Genomic DNA, 13753 nt, shown 5'->3' on the forward strand with positions numbered 1-13753 from the left:
CATGTTTCCAATGTGGTTAAGAACAAATCTTAACAAATCCGTACCTACAAACTTATTCCTCATGAGCCGGCTTATTTTGGTCGTTTTTCTCATCTTTGTCGGGATAATGGGAACAACAGCCTATGCTCAAGCGCCTGTAAAAGGTGGCGCGAGAGAGTTACAGGATTCATTCCGAGCTGTGGCCAAAAACGTCCGGCCGGCGGTAGTCAATGTCTCTTCTGTAAGAATAATTCAAAATTCAGGGCCAGGTCCGGAAGTTGATCCCTATTTTGAAAACCATCCCTTCAGAGAATTCTTCGGTGATGATTTTTTCAGGCGCTTTTTTGGAGCCCCACCTTCTGGAGGCGGAAAACTTCGCCAGCAGGGCCTCGGCTCTGGATTCATATTCGATAGCCGTGGGTATGTGATAACGAACCGGCATGTCATAAAAGACGCTGACCAGATTATAGTGACTTTGGAAGGCAAGAAAAAATACCAGGCAAAGGTTGTCGCCGCCGATCCAAAGACAGATATCGCAATATTAAAAATAGATGGCAAAGATTTTCCACACGTGGTTCTCGGCAATTCGTCGACTTTGGAAGTCGGAGACTGGGTATTGGCAATAGGAAACCCCTTTGGCTTGACTCAGACCATAACAGCGGGCATCGTAAGCGCAAAGGGCAGATCTGACATGGGCATACTAGACTATGAAGATTTCATTCAAACAGACGCAGCCATCAATCCGGGAAACTCCGGAGGACCGTTGGTAAATATTGACGGCCAGGTCATAGGAATGAATACAGCTATTTTGTCTCGCAGCGGAGGATACATGGGAATCGGTTTCGCAATTCCTATTAATCTAATTAAGCAGGTGGTAGATAGAGTAATGTTAAAGAGGGCCAACCTTAATCGCCCTACTCGTACTCCTGAAAATGGGCATCCATTAAATCTTCCCGGGAAAAATCACGATACCAATGACCGCGTTTTTCCTCCGAGTTCAGGCCCAAGACGAGGGATTTAGCCCCTAAAACTAGGGGATACTTTTCGAGTGATTTGTAAAATTGAGATTTTGTGATGATGATATGACTTTTTGTTAGAAAAATGATATTTTGTTTTTTAAATTGTTTCAAATATTTAGTATAATTATAAGACCATTCCCGCGGAGGATATTATGAGAAAAAGCTGGGCGCTACTTGTTTTAGGTTTGACTGTCCTGTTCTGCTCCATGGTTCTGTCTGTTTCGTTTGCAGGCCCCAATGCGCCTGAAGGATACCGAAATGTTAAGCTGGGAATGACCAAACCGCAGGTCCTTGAGATCCTCAAAAAAGATCCTGGCTCAGATTCATTTGAAGAACTTGGGGACGAGATCGGAGAAATTATACGAAATGACAACCTCTTCAGGTTTGCCGCATATAAATTTGATCCGAACGGCGCCCTCATGGAAATTGATTTGCAGATGCGTGAGATATTGGGACGAGACAAGGTTATTGAACTTTTTAACGCCCAATATGGGTTGAACATTTCTGCAACAAAAAAGTTTGTAGGAGCGAGTCGGGCTATAGAGGTTCAAGACAACCGACTGGTGATCAAGGTCGCTTCAGACAATCCCAAGCGTTCGGCTAAAAGCGGGGAATGAGAGAGTCCTCACATCGGTACAAAATTCTGGATTATCAAGAGTCGAAAAGGCGGGTGGTTTTGCTAAGCGGCAAGCCATCACGCCTTTTTTGTATTCAATTTAGCGCTTGACTTCGTCTGAAGTCTCAATGGTGGTCGAAATTGCGTCAATGAATTGTTTCAATTGGTGAGCATTTTCTAAAATTCGTCGCGCTTCACGGTGTTGATATACTGTTCCCATTATTATCATGTCAGTCAATACGTCTTGTTCTTCGTAATACGCCTCACTGCTTATGGCGACTTCAGCTCCGATTTCGTTGTAAACCTTTTTTATGGACTTAGCGTAGGCTCCCGGGACCTGTCTAATGATCAGATTTACATGGATAGCTCTGGAGGCCATCAATTCGCTATTGTTGGAACCGAGAGAATCAATTGCCTCGGTCGCGCTTTTTACAGAATCAAGTTTAATCTTCTCAGCGATCATGGGGCATCCCTCTTCTAGGCGATTTATACTATTTGATAAGTTATGACCTTGATTCTTTGTGAGCTTAGACTTGCTTCGGCGTGCGTCAGGTCATATCATGAAAAATCTCGAAAACAGTTTGGGAATTCAGAACAAAGGTTCTTGATTAGATTAATTGAACTATTTAGAGTTGCAAACTTGGACTCACATATCTTTAGAAAGCGCCCAGGAGGTTCATAATGGGTGAATTTAAGATTAACAAGACTTTCGCGGAAATCAACAAAAAGATTAAGGACGGTTCTGTGGTCGTGCTGACCGCTGAAGAAATGATAGGGGCTACAAAAGAACTTGGGCCGATAGAGGCGGCAAAAAAGGTTGACGTAGTCACAACCGGCACTTTTGGGATAATGTGCTCTTCCGGCGCTTTTTTGAATTTTGGACACGCAAAACCCCGTATTAAGGCGAACAAAGTATATCTCAATGGAGTCGAAGCCTACGCCGGCATAGCTGCCGTTGACTGTTATATAGGAGCCGCCCAAACCCGCGAAGACGACCCATTAAACAAGGTGTTTCCCGGAAGGTTCCGTTACGGCGGAGGCCATGTCATAGAGGATCTTGTATCAGGAAAGAAAGTGAGGTTGGAGGCCTTCGGCTATGGAACTGACTGTTACCCAAATCTTGAACATGAAAGGGACATGACTCTAAAGGATTTTCCTGACGCCTGGCTTCTCAACCCCCGAAATGGGTATCAGAATTACAATTGCGCTGTAAATCTTTCAAAGAAAACCATTTATACCTATATGGGGGTCCTGAGACCGGATTGCATGAATGCGAATTTTTCCACGTCCGGACAGCTGAGCCCTCTGTTGAACGATCCTTTTTATAGAACCATTGGCTTGGGAACAAGGATTTTTCTGGGTGGTGGAGTTGGTTACGTCATAGGAAATGGGACTCAGCATAATCCAACCGTGAAAAGATCGGAAAACGGCGTTGTCATGGGCGGAGCGGGAACCCTCGCAGTCAAGGGCGATCTCAAACAAATGTCGCCGAAATACCTCAGAGGGGCTTCCTTGACCGGTTATGGCTGCTCGTTGAGTGTTGGGATAGGAGTGCCTATCGCCATTCTGAATGAAGAAATCGCCATGTTCACTTCCGTGTCGGATGATAAAATTCAGGCTCCGATAGTGGATTACGGGTCCGATTATCCCGAAGGTGGAGGATCGGCGCTCGGTTATGTCACTTACGCTCAACTAAAAAGCGGAGAGATAACCTTTGATGGAAGGAAAATCGCTACCGCGCCCTTGGCCAGTTATTCTACGTCCCTCGAAATAGCCAACACTCTCAAAGAATGGATCAGAACTGGGTCCTTTCTGCTGGGTGAACCTCAGGAAACGTTACCTACAGCTTCTTTTGGTGGCTTTGAGAATCTTAAATGAATCTTTCGGATAATTTCACAATTGGTGAACATCGCTCATACAGGTCTTTTGAAACTCATGACGTTTTTACAAGCTTTAGAGTTGTTGTTGAAACTTCAGATCTGTACATCAGGGCCCTCAGGAATCTTGAAAACGAAGCTAGAACACTGATTATAGAATGTCGCTCACAAATAGAGCGCTCTATAGCCAGAAGACCTGAATTCTTGACGAGTCTTGATCCTATAGACGCGGCTCCGTTTGACACCCCTGTGGTGACAAAGATGATTCACGCGGGTAAAAAAGCCGGAGTAGGTCCGATGGCCGCTGTGGCCGGGGCGGTCGCGGAATTTGTCGGAAGGAATCTCTTACCATCGTCAGAGGAGATTATAGTAGAGAATGGGGGAGATATTTTCATTCACGTCAAACGTCCTGTAGTAATAGGAGTGTACGCCGGCAAAACAAATTTAGGCGTAAAATTTGGTATAAAAATAGGACCAACGGTTATTCCCACAGGTGTATGCACATCATCAGCCAAAATTGGCCCATCGGCAAGCTTTGGAAGAGCTGACGCGGCGACGGTGGTCTCTGCAGATGTTAGTTTGGCTGACGCTGTGGCGACTGGACTGGGTAACAGGATCAAGACCACAAAAGACTTGGAAACAGGAGTCCAATGGGCGTGCAAGGTAGATGGGGTTCAAGCGGCGCTGGCTATTTGTGAAGATAAAATCGCCGTACTAGGTGATGTTGAACTCGTACCCATTGAATAGAAATTTCTGTGGGACCCGTATTTTGCTTGGATAACTCAGAAAGGATTTCCCATGAATTCGAAAAATGTGCTGTTGATATTCAAATCAAATATTATGTACAAACCGGTTATTTACCGGCTTGCACGCGATTTTGACCTTGTCTTCAACATACTTGAAGCTAAAATACTGCCGCGCAAAGAAGGACGGATACTACTTGAACTACAGGGCTCTGAAGACGTAATAGAAAAAGGAATCAGATTCCTCCAACAACATCAGGTAGTGGTTCAACCCCTATCTGACAAAGTATGGAGAGAGGAAGAAAAATGTGTTCATTGCGGAGCTTGTACCGGTTTGTGTCCAACCGGAGCTTTGGAAATGACGAGACCTGATATGCGAGTTTCCTTTGACGTCGAAAAATGCGTCGCGTGCGGCATGTGTGGTCTTGTCTGTCCTTTCGGCGCGATGAAGGATGTGACACTGTTCGATCCTTTTGCTGAAGGTCGATCGGACACCAAATAATCAATCTTGGCTACTTGCGGTTTTTTTTTCGGTAGACCCAGAACGATTGACTATCAGTTTTGAATGAACACAATCTCAGAAGGTATGGGGAAATTAACATGGTCAGTACACCCAATATTCAGAAGATTTTTGAGTATGCTCTCAATCAGGAGAGGACAGGAATGAGTTTTTTCCAGAATTCTATCGAGCGTATGGGTATTGGCGCAGCGGTAACTGCGCTCAAACGGCTTGTTGAAGAAGAAAGGAAACATATTTCGTTTATTGAAGGTATTCTCAAGGACATAAATCAGGGAAACGAGATTGATCTCAGCATTGCTTCGGACCCTTTAATCGTACCGACAAATTATTTTGACGCCAGAGCGCGAAGTGAATTCCTTGAGGAATGTGTCCAGGGATCGATGATCCCCGATGTAACTGTGTTTAACACCGCCTGGCTGATTGAAAAAGATCTGAGCGAGTTTTACGAGGCCATGGCCAAGAAGACCGAGGGGAAGGCGTCTAGCGCTCTGTCCATGCTTTCCGCTTGGGAAAAAGAGCATGAAAAGTTTTTTAGGGAATATCGTGACAAGCTGTCGGAAGTTTACGCTCAAATGCCATGGGGCGGATGACTTAATGTCATAATAGGGCTGATGAGTTCTGCCTGAATCAAATGAGAAAGAATCGTTTCTACCGGAATTGAGCGCCTACCGATGATTCTAACTTCGACCGACTATCATGACCTGACAAGCTATGACCGGAACAAAATGACCGGCCACCATCTCGATTGGTCCAACCAGCCTCGCACTTTCAAATTTTATGAAGGCTTGAAGAACATCAAGCTGATAGATCAAACAGGCTGGTCCGAGGCTAAGTTCTCCGACCTGTTTGCGGAACATGAAACTGTCCGCCAGAAATTAGATTTTAAGGACCTAAGCCGAATATTGACACTGGGCCATTGCCTGACCAGGAAAGAAAAGTTGGGAACGGGTGATTTCTATTTCAGAAACGTTGCCTCAGCAGGAGCCCTATACCCGTTCGAGATTTATATCGCCACAATGGGCGTGGATGATCTAGAGGACGGAATTTATCATCATTCGGTAGCGGATCAGTCACTAACTCAGCTACGCAAAGGAAACTTTTCAGGGGTCATCGCTTCATTGACGAATTTTATGGGTGGCCATAATTTTCATGTAGTCTTTTTATTAACCGCAATTTTTTTCCGAAGTTCATGGAAATATCGCGACCGGGCCTTTAGATACCATCTTCTGGACACTGGCCATCTGTGCGAAAATCTGGCTCTGGCTTTAAAAGCTGAATCTCTTGAATTTGATATATGTTATGATTTTGACGATTCTTCAATAAATCAACTTCTTGGTGTCGATCCGGCGCGGGAATCGTGCCTGGCTCTAATGACCGTTTCTTCAGGCGTAAATGAATTTGAGATCCACGAGTCATTAATTGAGAAGACGCCAGTCGATCTGAGTCGGTTCAGCAAATGCGCCCCTGAAGAGATACGATACCCTGCAATAAATGAGATCTACACTATAACGTCGAGAAAATCACATAGCTCTCCTTGTGAAAACCCCGAACAACTGTGTTCACCGGCTCAACTAAAGGGTGAACCGTTGAGATTGCCTGCGTTTGAAAACCAACCTGAGGTTTTAAAATATAGCGAGGCCATCTTTACCAGAAGATCCAGACGTAATTTCATTAGGAAGCCGATCCCGGAGTCAACTTTTAGCTGGATACTCGGCTTGTTCCATGGAAATTCCTCTTCTGGACCCTCCTGGTCCAAGTTTCTTTCGCTCGGGGTATTAATTTCTGATGTTGGATCTATTTCTAAGGGCTTTTACCTGCTGGATCCCTTTAACGGAGACCTATCTTTGGTTAAATCTGGTTTTCTAACGGAAAACATGGCTCATATATGTCTCGACCAGGCGTGGTTGGCAAATTGTTCCACACATTTCGTCTTAATAGCTGATTTGGATCATCTTGAAGGTCAATATGGTCCAAGGGCTTATCGTTACGCGATGCTTGAGGCAGGACGGCTCGGTCAGCGCCTGTATTTGGCGGCGGAATGCTTGAAGTTAGGCTGCTGTGGCATTGGCGCTTTTTATGATCAGGAGGCTCGGACGTTTTTGAATTTGAGGTCTGGGGCGCGTCTACTCTATCTTGTCGCGCTCGGCCCTCTCAAGAAATCATTTGCTTAGATTAAGTATCCTTCTTGCAGAGGTTATTACAAATGTTCGAAACCTTAAAAAACATCTTCACGCCGGTACAATCTTTGAGCGCGGATGAAGCTCGGGCTTTTATGGCGTCACGACCGGAAGGATCATACACGCTTCTAGATGTTAGGCAACCAGGTGAATATGAGGAATCTCATATCCCAGGAGCGACATTGATTCCCGTTGCGACCCTGTCAGACCGCTACAAGGATCTTGATCCCGATAAACCAATTATCGTTTATTGAGCCGCGGGAGGACGCAGTCGTGTCGCTGCGCAACTTCTATCCGGTTTTGGCTTCCGACAAATCTACAACCTCACGGGAGGAATAAAAGCATGGAACGGCCTCGTGGCTGAAGGCCCCGTTGAGATGAATCTGGGCTTGATCACTGGACTTGAGACTCCCACGGATATTCTCAAACTTGCCTATGGAATGGAACAGAATCTTGCAAATTTCTACCGGGAAATTGAAAAGAAATCTTCAGATGACGATTTGACAGAATTGCTAAATACCTTGGCTTCAGTTGAAGAACAACACACACAATATGTTTACAGTCTGTACAAATCCGGGGAAATAAATCCGCTTAGTTTAGAGGATTTCCAGAAAGCTGTTAAATCAGATGTTATCGAAAGCGGCCTTAAACTCGATGATTTCCTAAACACCAACCGGGACTTCCTGAAAACAGCTTCAGATCTTCTGGATCTGTCCATGATGCTGGAAACTCAGGCTCTGGATTTGTACCTTAGATTAGCTCAGAGGTCTACGAAAGAGGAGTCGCGATCCGCATTCCACAAAATCGCTGATGAAGAAAAAACCCATTTAATATCGCTGAGCAAGTTGCGAGATCGTCGGTCATAAGAGCATTTAAGTAAAAGGGCGACAATTTTCAGGTATAGCCTGTCGCTCGCCTGAGACACTCCGGCCTGATTAGCTGGATTGTCCGAAGTGGGCCCAATTCTGTCGACTATCTTTCTGAAATAGCTTTCAGACCTTAGTTGCCATAGAATTTTCGAATCAGACCAGCCACAAAGTTAATCTGATCCCAGCTTAATCCTGGGAAAATAGGTAAGGCCAGGGTTTGATCCGAAGCCTTTTCACTTTCCGGCAAATCACCTTTGGCAAATCCAACGTATCTGAAGCATTCCTGAAGATGCAGTGGCAGCGGATAATAAATAGCGGTTCCAACACCATGGTCGTTGAGAAAATGCTGTAAATCGTTCCTTCGTTCGGCTCGTATCACGAACTGATTGTAAACATGAAAATTATCCTCCAATTGAACTGGTAAGACAATTTTCCCTCTTTCTTCGACGTCTCTCAAAGCGTTCTTATAACAGTCCGCATTCTCTCGCCTTGTAGCTGTCCATTCATCGAGATGTCTGAGCTTAACTCTCAAAGCCGCCGCCTGGATAGCATCCAATCTGAAATTTCCACCGATGCGATCATGAAAATATCGCCGTGTGGCGCCATGCTGTTTAAGGCTTGCCACTAAGTCATGAATTGCATCGTCATTAGTTAATACGAGCCCACCGTCACCCACGCCTCCCAAATTCTTTGATGGGAAAAAAGAAAGACACCCGGTGGAACCGATTGATCCTGCCATACGATTCTTGTATCTTGCGCCTATAGCCTGTGCAGCATCCTCAATTACAAAGAGGCCGTGTTTTTCAGACATTTCCATAAGCTGATCCATCGCCGCGCACTGACCGAAAAGATGTACTGGTATGATTGCACGGGTTCTGGGAGAAAACAGCTCTTCGATTTTTTTGGTGTCAATGTTGAATGATACCGGGTCTATATCACAGAAGATCGGTTTCGCTCCGACACGACTCACGGATCCTGCAGTAGAAAAGAATGTGTAACTTGGGAGAATCACTTCATCGCCAGGACCTATGTTCAGAGCCATGAGCGATACCAACAGAGCGTCAGTTCCTGACGAAACTCCCACGGCCGCCTTTACCCTACAGTAAGATGCGATCTCCTGTTCAAAACTATCGATGTCGGGTCCACCTATAAACTGATTGCTATCCAGAACGCGCAGTACAGCGTTTCGCAATTCGTCCCTGATAACGCTGTGTATAGGTTCCAAATCCAATAAAGGCGCTTTCATACTCAAACCTCACAAAACAAAAGACCTCTCCTGTGATGGAGAGGTCTTCGTTACAAATATGAAAAATAAGGTTAGACGCGTGGCTTAACCAGCGGCAACCGTTTTATTACTTTTTGCCTTTTTTGACTGCGCCTTTGCCCTTTTTCGCAACGGCGGCCTTAACTATCTTAGCGGGGGCAGCGGGGCACTTTAGAACTGTCATCCAGCTACCAGCCCACTTGATTGTCGGCGCGCAAGGGCCACACATTTTCTGAGCGCCTTTGGCTTTCCCTTTGCACAGAACCTGGTCTTTGCAAGGAGCCGGTTTGCAGCTCGGAGTAGAATAGCAGCCCCAATCCGTCCCCTGCGGAGCAGGCATCTTGGTCATTCCACCGGCAAACACCGAACCGGCCAGAGCAAGCGACGCCACCAAAACAACCATCATAACCAACGACTTCTTCATCCTAAACCCTCCTTAAATAAGCATACTCCAATACAAGAGCTATTATACCATAGATTTAACGCACCGTATCATGCGTTCAAGCCGATTGTCAAGAAAAATCCTGGCTTCTGATCAGCTCAACCTGTGGCTCTGAACTCTAATGAGCTTTTCAGATCACCACACCTTAACCACATATACAACGAGGTAAGCTAAATGCGCACAAAATGCAAGAAAATTATTGACTTTTTATGATAAAAGACCAAATGAAAACAGGCTCATTCAAGCGCGTATCTATATTTGCATTATTATTGTCTGAACCACTGGTTTCCGCCCCAGTAATTTGTTGATAAAACGCCGGGTCACCCTTCGGACTTCTTCCCTGATCTCCTCCCAGTCCCCAGCCGTGGTCGGTCGAAATTGTCCGACCCGCTCAATGATCGCTGACCTTATCCCCTCCATCAGTTCAGGCTCGATCTCCTCATAAGTGACTCCAATGGACTGAAGCTCAGGCCCTGCCAACATACGCCCGTCATGACTGGAAACAACAAACGCCACCGTAATAAGCCCCACTTCTGATATCGTTCGGCGGTCTCGAAGAACATTGCGGCCAATATCTCCTACGCCCTTCCCATGAACATAGACCCGTCCAACTTCAATCTGTTCAGTGACCCCAATCCCTTCCGACGATATCTCGATCACATCTCCGTCGACCGCCACAACGACATTTTCCTCGGGCATTCCGTCTTCAATCGCTAGTCCCGCATGTCTTACCAGATGCCTGTATTCTCCGTGAACTGGAATAAAATATCGAGGTTTGACAACTCTCCACAAACCGCGGAGTTCCTCCTCCCTGCCATGGCCAGAAACGTGGACATCAGCTATTTTGTCATACATAACGTTTGCTCCCCGACGCGCCAACTCATTGATAATGTTGTTAATCGCTTTCTCATTGCCAGGGATGAAACGTGACGAAAAAATTACTGTGTCGCCCCCTTTCACTTTCAAGTATTTGTGCCTCTCTGAAGCCATTAATGCCAACGCAGACATAGGCTCACCCTGTGAGCCTGTTGACAGAACCGTAACCTTATCATCAGGAATTTCTTCAAGATCTTTTACATCAACCAATATGTTGTCAGGAATTTTCAGATAACCCCGCTCAACCGCAATCTTGGCGTTCCCTGCCATCGAACGTCCGACAAGCGCCACCTTGCGGTTGAATTTTTTAGTGAGCGTCAGAACCTGTTGCAACCTATGAATATTTGAAGCAAAAGTCGCTATAAGGACTCTCCCTGAAGCATTCGAAAAAATGTCTTCAAAAGATGAAATTAGGTCGCTCTCAGATCTTGTATGCCCGGAAAATTCCGCATTGGTGCTATCGGAAAAGAGAGCTAGCACCCCCTCGTCAGCATATTTTTTCAGCTTACCAAAATCACAGAGCCTCCCATCTACCGGATTGGGGTCAATCTTGAAATCTCCTGAGAAAACTATCTTTCCTATAGAGGTTTCTACCATGACCCCCACCGCATCAGGCACCGAGTGACACATGGCGAAAAAATCTACCAGAAAAGGCCCTATGCGCACAGGAGATTCGGTTGAAACAACTCTCCTGTCGGTGCTCGTTAAAAGATCGAATTCCTCGAGCTTGTATTCAATAAACCCCATCGTGAGCGATGTGGCGTATATCGGCGCGTTTACCTTTTTCAGCAAATAAGGCAAAGCGCCAATATGATCTTCATGCGCATGTGTAATTAATATCCCAAGGATACTCTGATCAAGCCTGCTGAGGCTGTCGATGTCAGGGATCACATAATCCACTCCCGGCATCGATTCATCCGGGAACATCAAGCCCGAGTCGAGAATGACCGCGCTATCTTCCCAGATGATCAGCATCATGTTCAGACCAATTTCTCCGAGCCCTCCTAGAGGCGCTACCTTTACACTCGGCGTATTATTATTGCTCATGATCTCTTTCTTCATAAAACAAAGGCGCTTTTGCTCATGAGATATACTTCGCTATCAGATCGCCCATTTCCGAAGTAGAATAGCCCATCTTGCCCGCTTCCAGGCTATTAACATTGTTTACTAGAGCTTTAATCACAGCGTTTTCGATTGATTTCGCCGCACTTTCTTGACCAAGAGTTTCCAGCATTAATGATCCAGCCAAGATTCCTGCAAGCGGATTTATCACATTTTTCCCGGTGTATTTCGGAGCTGAACCACCAATTGGCTCAAACATTGAAACTCCGTCAGGATTTATGTTTCCACCGGCCGCTATGCCCATGCCTCCCTGTATCATAGCTCCCAGGTCCGTAATGATATCGCCAAACATATTGTCGGTAGCGATCACATCGAACCATTCAGGGTTCTTAATGAACCACATGCATATTGCGTCCACATGAGCGTAATCTGTAGTGACATCCGGATATTCTTTTGCCAGATCTTGAAACGTTCGCATCCAGAGTCCCCAGGCATATGTGAGAACATTGGTTTTTCCGCAAAGTGTCAGCTTTTTTCTTCTACCCCTGGCGCGAGTCGTCTCAAAAGCGTAACGCAGCAATCTTTCAATCCCCTTACGGGTATTTATCGATTCCTGGATAGCAATTTCATCTGGTGTACCCTTCTTGAAATATCCACCTGAACCAGCGTAGAAACCTTCTGTGTTTTCCCGAACCACGACAAAGTCTACATCTTCTGGTTCCTTGTCTTTTAATGGGGTTTCCACGTGCGGGTATAACTTCACCGGGCGCAAATTGACATATTGATCCAATTCGAATCTTAACCGAAGAAGTATTCCCTGCTCGAGAATTCCAGGCGGAACATCCGGGTGACCAATAGCCCCAAGATAAATTGCATTAGATTCTCTAAGTTCTCCCAATACTGAGTCGGGTAAGACATCTCCGGTTTTAAGGTAACGTTCACCCCCTAGATCATATTCAATGAAGTTGAGCGAGAAACTGTATATTTTGGCTGCCGTTTCAAGGACTTTAACACCTTCACGTATCACTTCAGGCCCTGTTCCATCTCCTTTTATCACTGCAATATTGTAAGAATCAGGCATTTAAACCCCTTTTTGATTTGATTATGTATTATTTGGCTTGAATTATAGCTCATTAGGATAGATTGAGCAAACATCACATGGACTTCCGAGGCTCATCATGTCCCAATTCGAATTTTTCCAGAACTTACCCCAAAAAATCGACTATCGAAGTAACTATTTTGGCTGCTACGTTGGTCCCTAAATTCCTGGCGTATTCAGAAGACTTGGGAAATGCTCCGGAAAGCGCTTCATTCACCGATTCCCTAATAAGCGGCTGGTTCCTGCCGACCAGCCTACACGACCCCTGTTCACAATAGATAGGTCTTTCCGTATTGTCTCTACAGACCAGGCATGGAATATCGAAAAAGCTGGCTTCTCCCTGAACCGATCCGGAGTCTGAGAGAATGATTGAACAGCCTTCCAGCAATGACAGAAAATCTATGTAAGATTGGGGCTCTACCAACAGAAGATTCTTCATCCGAGCTACCCGCTCATTAAGGCCGAACTCATCCAGCCTCTTTCTAGTGCGTGGATGTATTGGGAAAATTACGTCCTGTGGTAACGATTCTAAAATTTGGATCACCTCTTCTAAAGCTTCAGGTTCATCCACGTTCGATGGTCTATGAATTGTTACCAGTATGTATTCTTTATTTCGAAGCCCAAAAGCGTTCCAACGTTTTCTAGACTGCACCCCTGGCAGAAATAGCCGTAACGTTTCAAGCATGATGTCTCCGACCAGGAATACTCGACTCATGTCGGAGCCTTCACGTTCCAGGTTCTTGAGTCCTGATGGTTCGGATACATACAAGAGGTTAGAGAGACAATCAGTAAGCCTACGGTTCCATTCTTCCGGCATCGTCTCATCAAACGAACGTAAGCCGGCTTCAACGTGGGCTACAGGTATGAATAGTTTTCTGGCTACGAGGGCCGAGGCGATGGTTGAGTTTACATCCCCAACAACAATTACAAGATCAGGTACGATGTCTAGACATACTTTTTCAAATTCGATCATGATTTTGCCGGTCATCTCACCGTGCCTGCCGGATCCAACCCCGAGGTGACGCGCTGGAGCCGATAGTCCCAGATCATCAAAGAAAACCCCGCTCATCAGATCGTCATAATGTTGTCCTGTATGGACAATCATGTGATTTATGTGCTCAAATGTTTTAAATTGACGCTCTAGCGGCCCGACTTTCATGAAATTTGGCCGGGCTCCCACCACACTGATAACTGTTTTCGTCATGTGTCA

At 45.6% G+C, this 13753-nt stretch carries 15 protein-coding genes; 9 read left to right on the forward strand and 6 right to left on the reverse strand.

Annotated elements, in window-relative coordinates:
* Position 1 precedes the first annotated feature (1 nt).
* On the forward strand, positions 2 to 1000 hold the full coding sequence (locus WC647_08275; GenBank protein MFA6222297.1) for a trypsin-like peptidase domain-containing protein: 999 nt from the start codon (positions 2 to 4) through the stop codon (positions 998 to 1000).
* Positions 1001 to 1150: 150 nt separating this feature from the next.
* A complete protein-coding gene (locus tag WC647_08280; protein MFA6222298.1) occupies positions 1151 to 1615 on the forward strand; it encodes a hypothetical protein in 465 nt (154 codons plus the stop codon).
* Between the two features lie 99 nt (positions 1616 to 1714).
* On the opposite strand, the gene WC647_08285 is transcribed toward WC647_08280, so the two are convergent.
* Positions 1715 to 2077: a hypothetical protein gene (locus tag WC647_08285; GenBank protein ID MFA6222299.1), complete on the reverse strand. Its 363-nt coding sequence runs from the start codon at positions 2075 to 2077 to the stop codon at positions 1715 to 1717.
* A 218-nt stretch (positions 2078 to 2295) separates the two neighbouring features.
* Here WC647_08285 and WC647_08290 point away from each other — a divergent pair, with 218 nt between their 5' ends.
* From WC647_08290 to WC647_08320, 7 genes are all read left to right on the forward strand, one after another.
* A complete protein-coding gene (locus tag WC647_08290) occupies positions 2296 to 3492 on the forward strand; it encodes a homocysteine biosynthesis protein (GenBank protein ID MFA6222300.1) in 1197 nt (398 codons plus the stop codon).
* Positions 3489 to 4238: a UPF0280 family protein gene (locus WC647_08295; protein ID MFA6222301.1), complete on the forward strand. Its 750-nt coding sequence runs from the start codon at positions 3489 to 3491 to the stop codon at positions 4236 to 4238. The genes WC647_08290 and WC647_08295 overlap by 4 nt, the downstream gene beginning before the upstream one ends.
* Positions 4239 to 4289: 51 nt before the next feature.
* Entirely contained in the window at positions 4290 to 4736 is a 447-nt protein-coding gene (locus WC647_08300) for an NIL domain-containing protein (protein MFA6222302.1), read from the forward strand.
* Between the two features lie 98 nt (positions 4737 to 4834).
* Positions 4835 to 5344 (forward strand): ferritin family protein, encoded by a 510-nt coding sequence (locus WC647_08305; protein ID MFA6222303.1) that lies wholly within the window; start codon positions 4835 to 4837, stop codon positions 5342 to 5344.
* An 81-nt stretch (positions 5345 to 5425) separates the two neighbouring features.
* Positions 5426 to 6925: a SagB/ThcOx family dehydrogenase gene (locus tag WC647_08310; GenBank protein ID MFA6222304.1), complete on the forward strand. Its 1500-nt coding sequence runs from the start codon at positions 5426 to 5428 to the stop codon at positions 6923 to 6925.
* Between the two features lie 32 nt (positions 6926 to 6957).
* The gene (locus WC647_08315; GenBank protein ID MFA6222305.1) at positions 6958 to 7185 is read left to right on the forward strand and encodes a rhodanese-like domain-containing protein; all 228 of its coding nucleotides are present in this window, start codon (positions 6958 to 6960) and stop codon (positions 7183 to 7185) included.
* 102 nt (positions 7186 to 7287) lie between these two features.
* Positions 7288 to 7797: a ferritin family protein gene (locus WC647_08320; GenBank protein MFA6222306.1), complete on the forward strand. Its 510-nt coding sequence runs from the start codon at positions 7288 to 7290 to the stop codon at positions 7795 to 7797.
* Positions 7798 to 7930: 133 nt separating this feature from the next.
* Here the strand turns inward: WC647_08320 and WC647_08325 are convergent, their stop codons facing one another.
* The 5 genes from WC647_08325 to wecB all read right to left on the reverse strand — a co-directional run bounded on the left by WC647_08325 (position 7931) and on the right by wecB (position 13747).
* Positions 7931 to 9046, reverse strand: a complete 1116-nt coding sequence (locus tag WC647_08325; protein ID MFA6222307.1) for a DegT/DnrJ/EryC1/StrS family aminotransferase — start codon at positions 9044 to 9046, stop codon at positions 7931 to 7933.
* 106 nt (positions 9047 to 9152) lie between these two features.
* Complete coding sequence (locus WC647_08330) at positions 9153 to 9488, reverse strand: hypothetical protein (GenBank protein ID MFA6222308.1); 336 nt, start codon at positions 9486 to 9488, stop codon at positions 9153 to 9155.
* A 270-nt stretch (positions 9489 to 9758) separates the two neighbouring features.
* On the reverse strand, positions 9759 to 11429 hold the full coding sequence (locus WC647_08335; protein MFA6222309.1) for a ribonuclease J: 1671 nt from the start codon (positions 11427 to 11429) through the stop codon (positions 9759 to 9761).
* A gap of 34 nt (positions 11430 to 11463) precedes the next feature.
* Positions 11464 to 12525, reverse strand: a complete 1062-nt coding sequence (locus WC647_08340; protein ID MFA6222310.1) for a 3-isopropylmalate dehydrogenase — start codon at positions 12523 to 12525, stop codon at positions 11464 to 11466.
* Between the two features lie 124 nt (positions 12526 to 12649).
* Positions 12650 to 13747 (reverse strand): UDP-N-acetylglucosamine 2-epimerase (non-hydrolyzing), encoded by a 1098-nt coding sequence (wecB, locus tag WC647_08345; protein ID MFA6222311.1) that lies wholly within the window; start codon positions 13745 to 13747, stop codon positions 12650 to 12652.
* Positions 13748 to 13753: the final 6 nt, after the last annotated feature.

The sequence above is a fragment of the Desulfomonilaceae bacterium genome (assembly GCA_041662605.1).
Lineage (GTDB): Bacteria > Desulfobacterota > Desulfomonilia > Desulfomonilales > Desulfomonilaceae > CAJBEZ01.

What these genes read in the sequence shown, in the direction of transcription:
- WC647_08305 (MFA6222303.1), top strand. Translation starts at nt 4,835, where the DNA reads ATGGTCAGTACACCCAATATTCAGAAGATTTTTGAGTATGCTCTCAAT.
- WC647_08330 (MFA6222308.1), bottom strand. Translation starts at nt 9,488, where the DNA reads ATGAAGAAGTCGTTGGTTATGATGGTTGTTTTGGTGGCGTCGCTTGCT.
- WC647_08285 (MFA6222299.1), bottom strand. Translation starts at nt 2,077, where the DNA reads ATGATCGCTGAGAAGATTAAACTTGATTCTGTAAAAAGCGCGACCGAG.
- WC647_08325 (MFA6222307.1), bottom strand. Translation starts at nt 9,046, where the DNA reads ATGAAAGCGCCTTTATTGGATTTGGAACCTATACACAGCGTTATCAGG.
- WC647_08290 (MFA6222300.1), top strand. Translation starts at nt 2,296, where the DNA reads ATGGGTGAATTTAAGATTAACAAGACTTTCGCGGAAATCAACAAAAAG.
- WC647_08335 (MFA6222309.1), bottom strand. Translation starts at nt 11,429, where the DNA reads ATGAGCAATAATAATACGCCGAGTGTAAAGGTAGCGCCTCTAGGAGGG.
- WC647_08310 (MFA6222304.1), top strand. Translation starts at nt 5,426, where the DNA reads ATGATTCTAACTTCGACCGACTATCATGACCTGACAAGCTATGACCGG.
- WC647_08315 (MFA6222305.1), top strand. Translation starts at nt 6,958, where the DNA reads ATGTTCGAAACCTTAAAAAACATCTTCACGCCGGTACAATCTTTGAGC.
- WC647_08275 (MFA6222297.1), top strand. Translation starts at nt 2, where the DNA reads ATGTTTCCAATGTGGTTAAGAACAAATCTTAACAAATCCGTACCTACA.
- WC647_08280 (MFA6222298.1), top strand. Translation starts at nt 1,151, where the DNA reads ATGAGAAAAAGCTGGGCGCTACTTGTTTTAGGTTTGACTGTCCTGTTC.
- WC647_08340 (MFA6222310.1), bottom strand. Translation starts at nt 12,525, where the DNA reads ATGCCTGATTCTTACAATATTGCAGTGATAAAAGGAGATGGAACAGGG.
- WC647_08300 (MFA6222302.1), top strand. Translation starts at nt 4,290, where the DNA reads ATGAATTCGAAAAATGTGCTGTTGATATTCAAATCAAATATTATGTAC.
- WC647_08295 (MFA6222301.1), top strand. Translation starts at nt 3,489, where the DNA reads ATGAATCTTTCGGATAATTTCACAATTGGTGAACATCGCTCATACAGG.
- wecB (MFA6222311.1), bottom strand. Translation starts at nt 13,747, where the DNA reads ATGACGAAAACAGTTATCAGTGTGGTGGGAGCCCGGCCAAATTTCATG.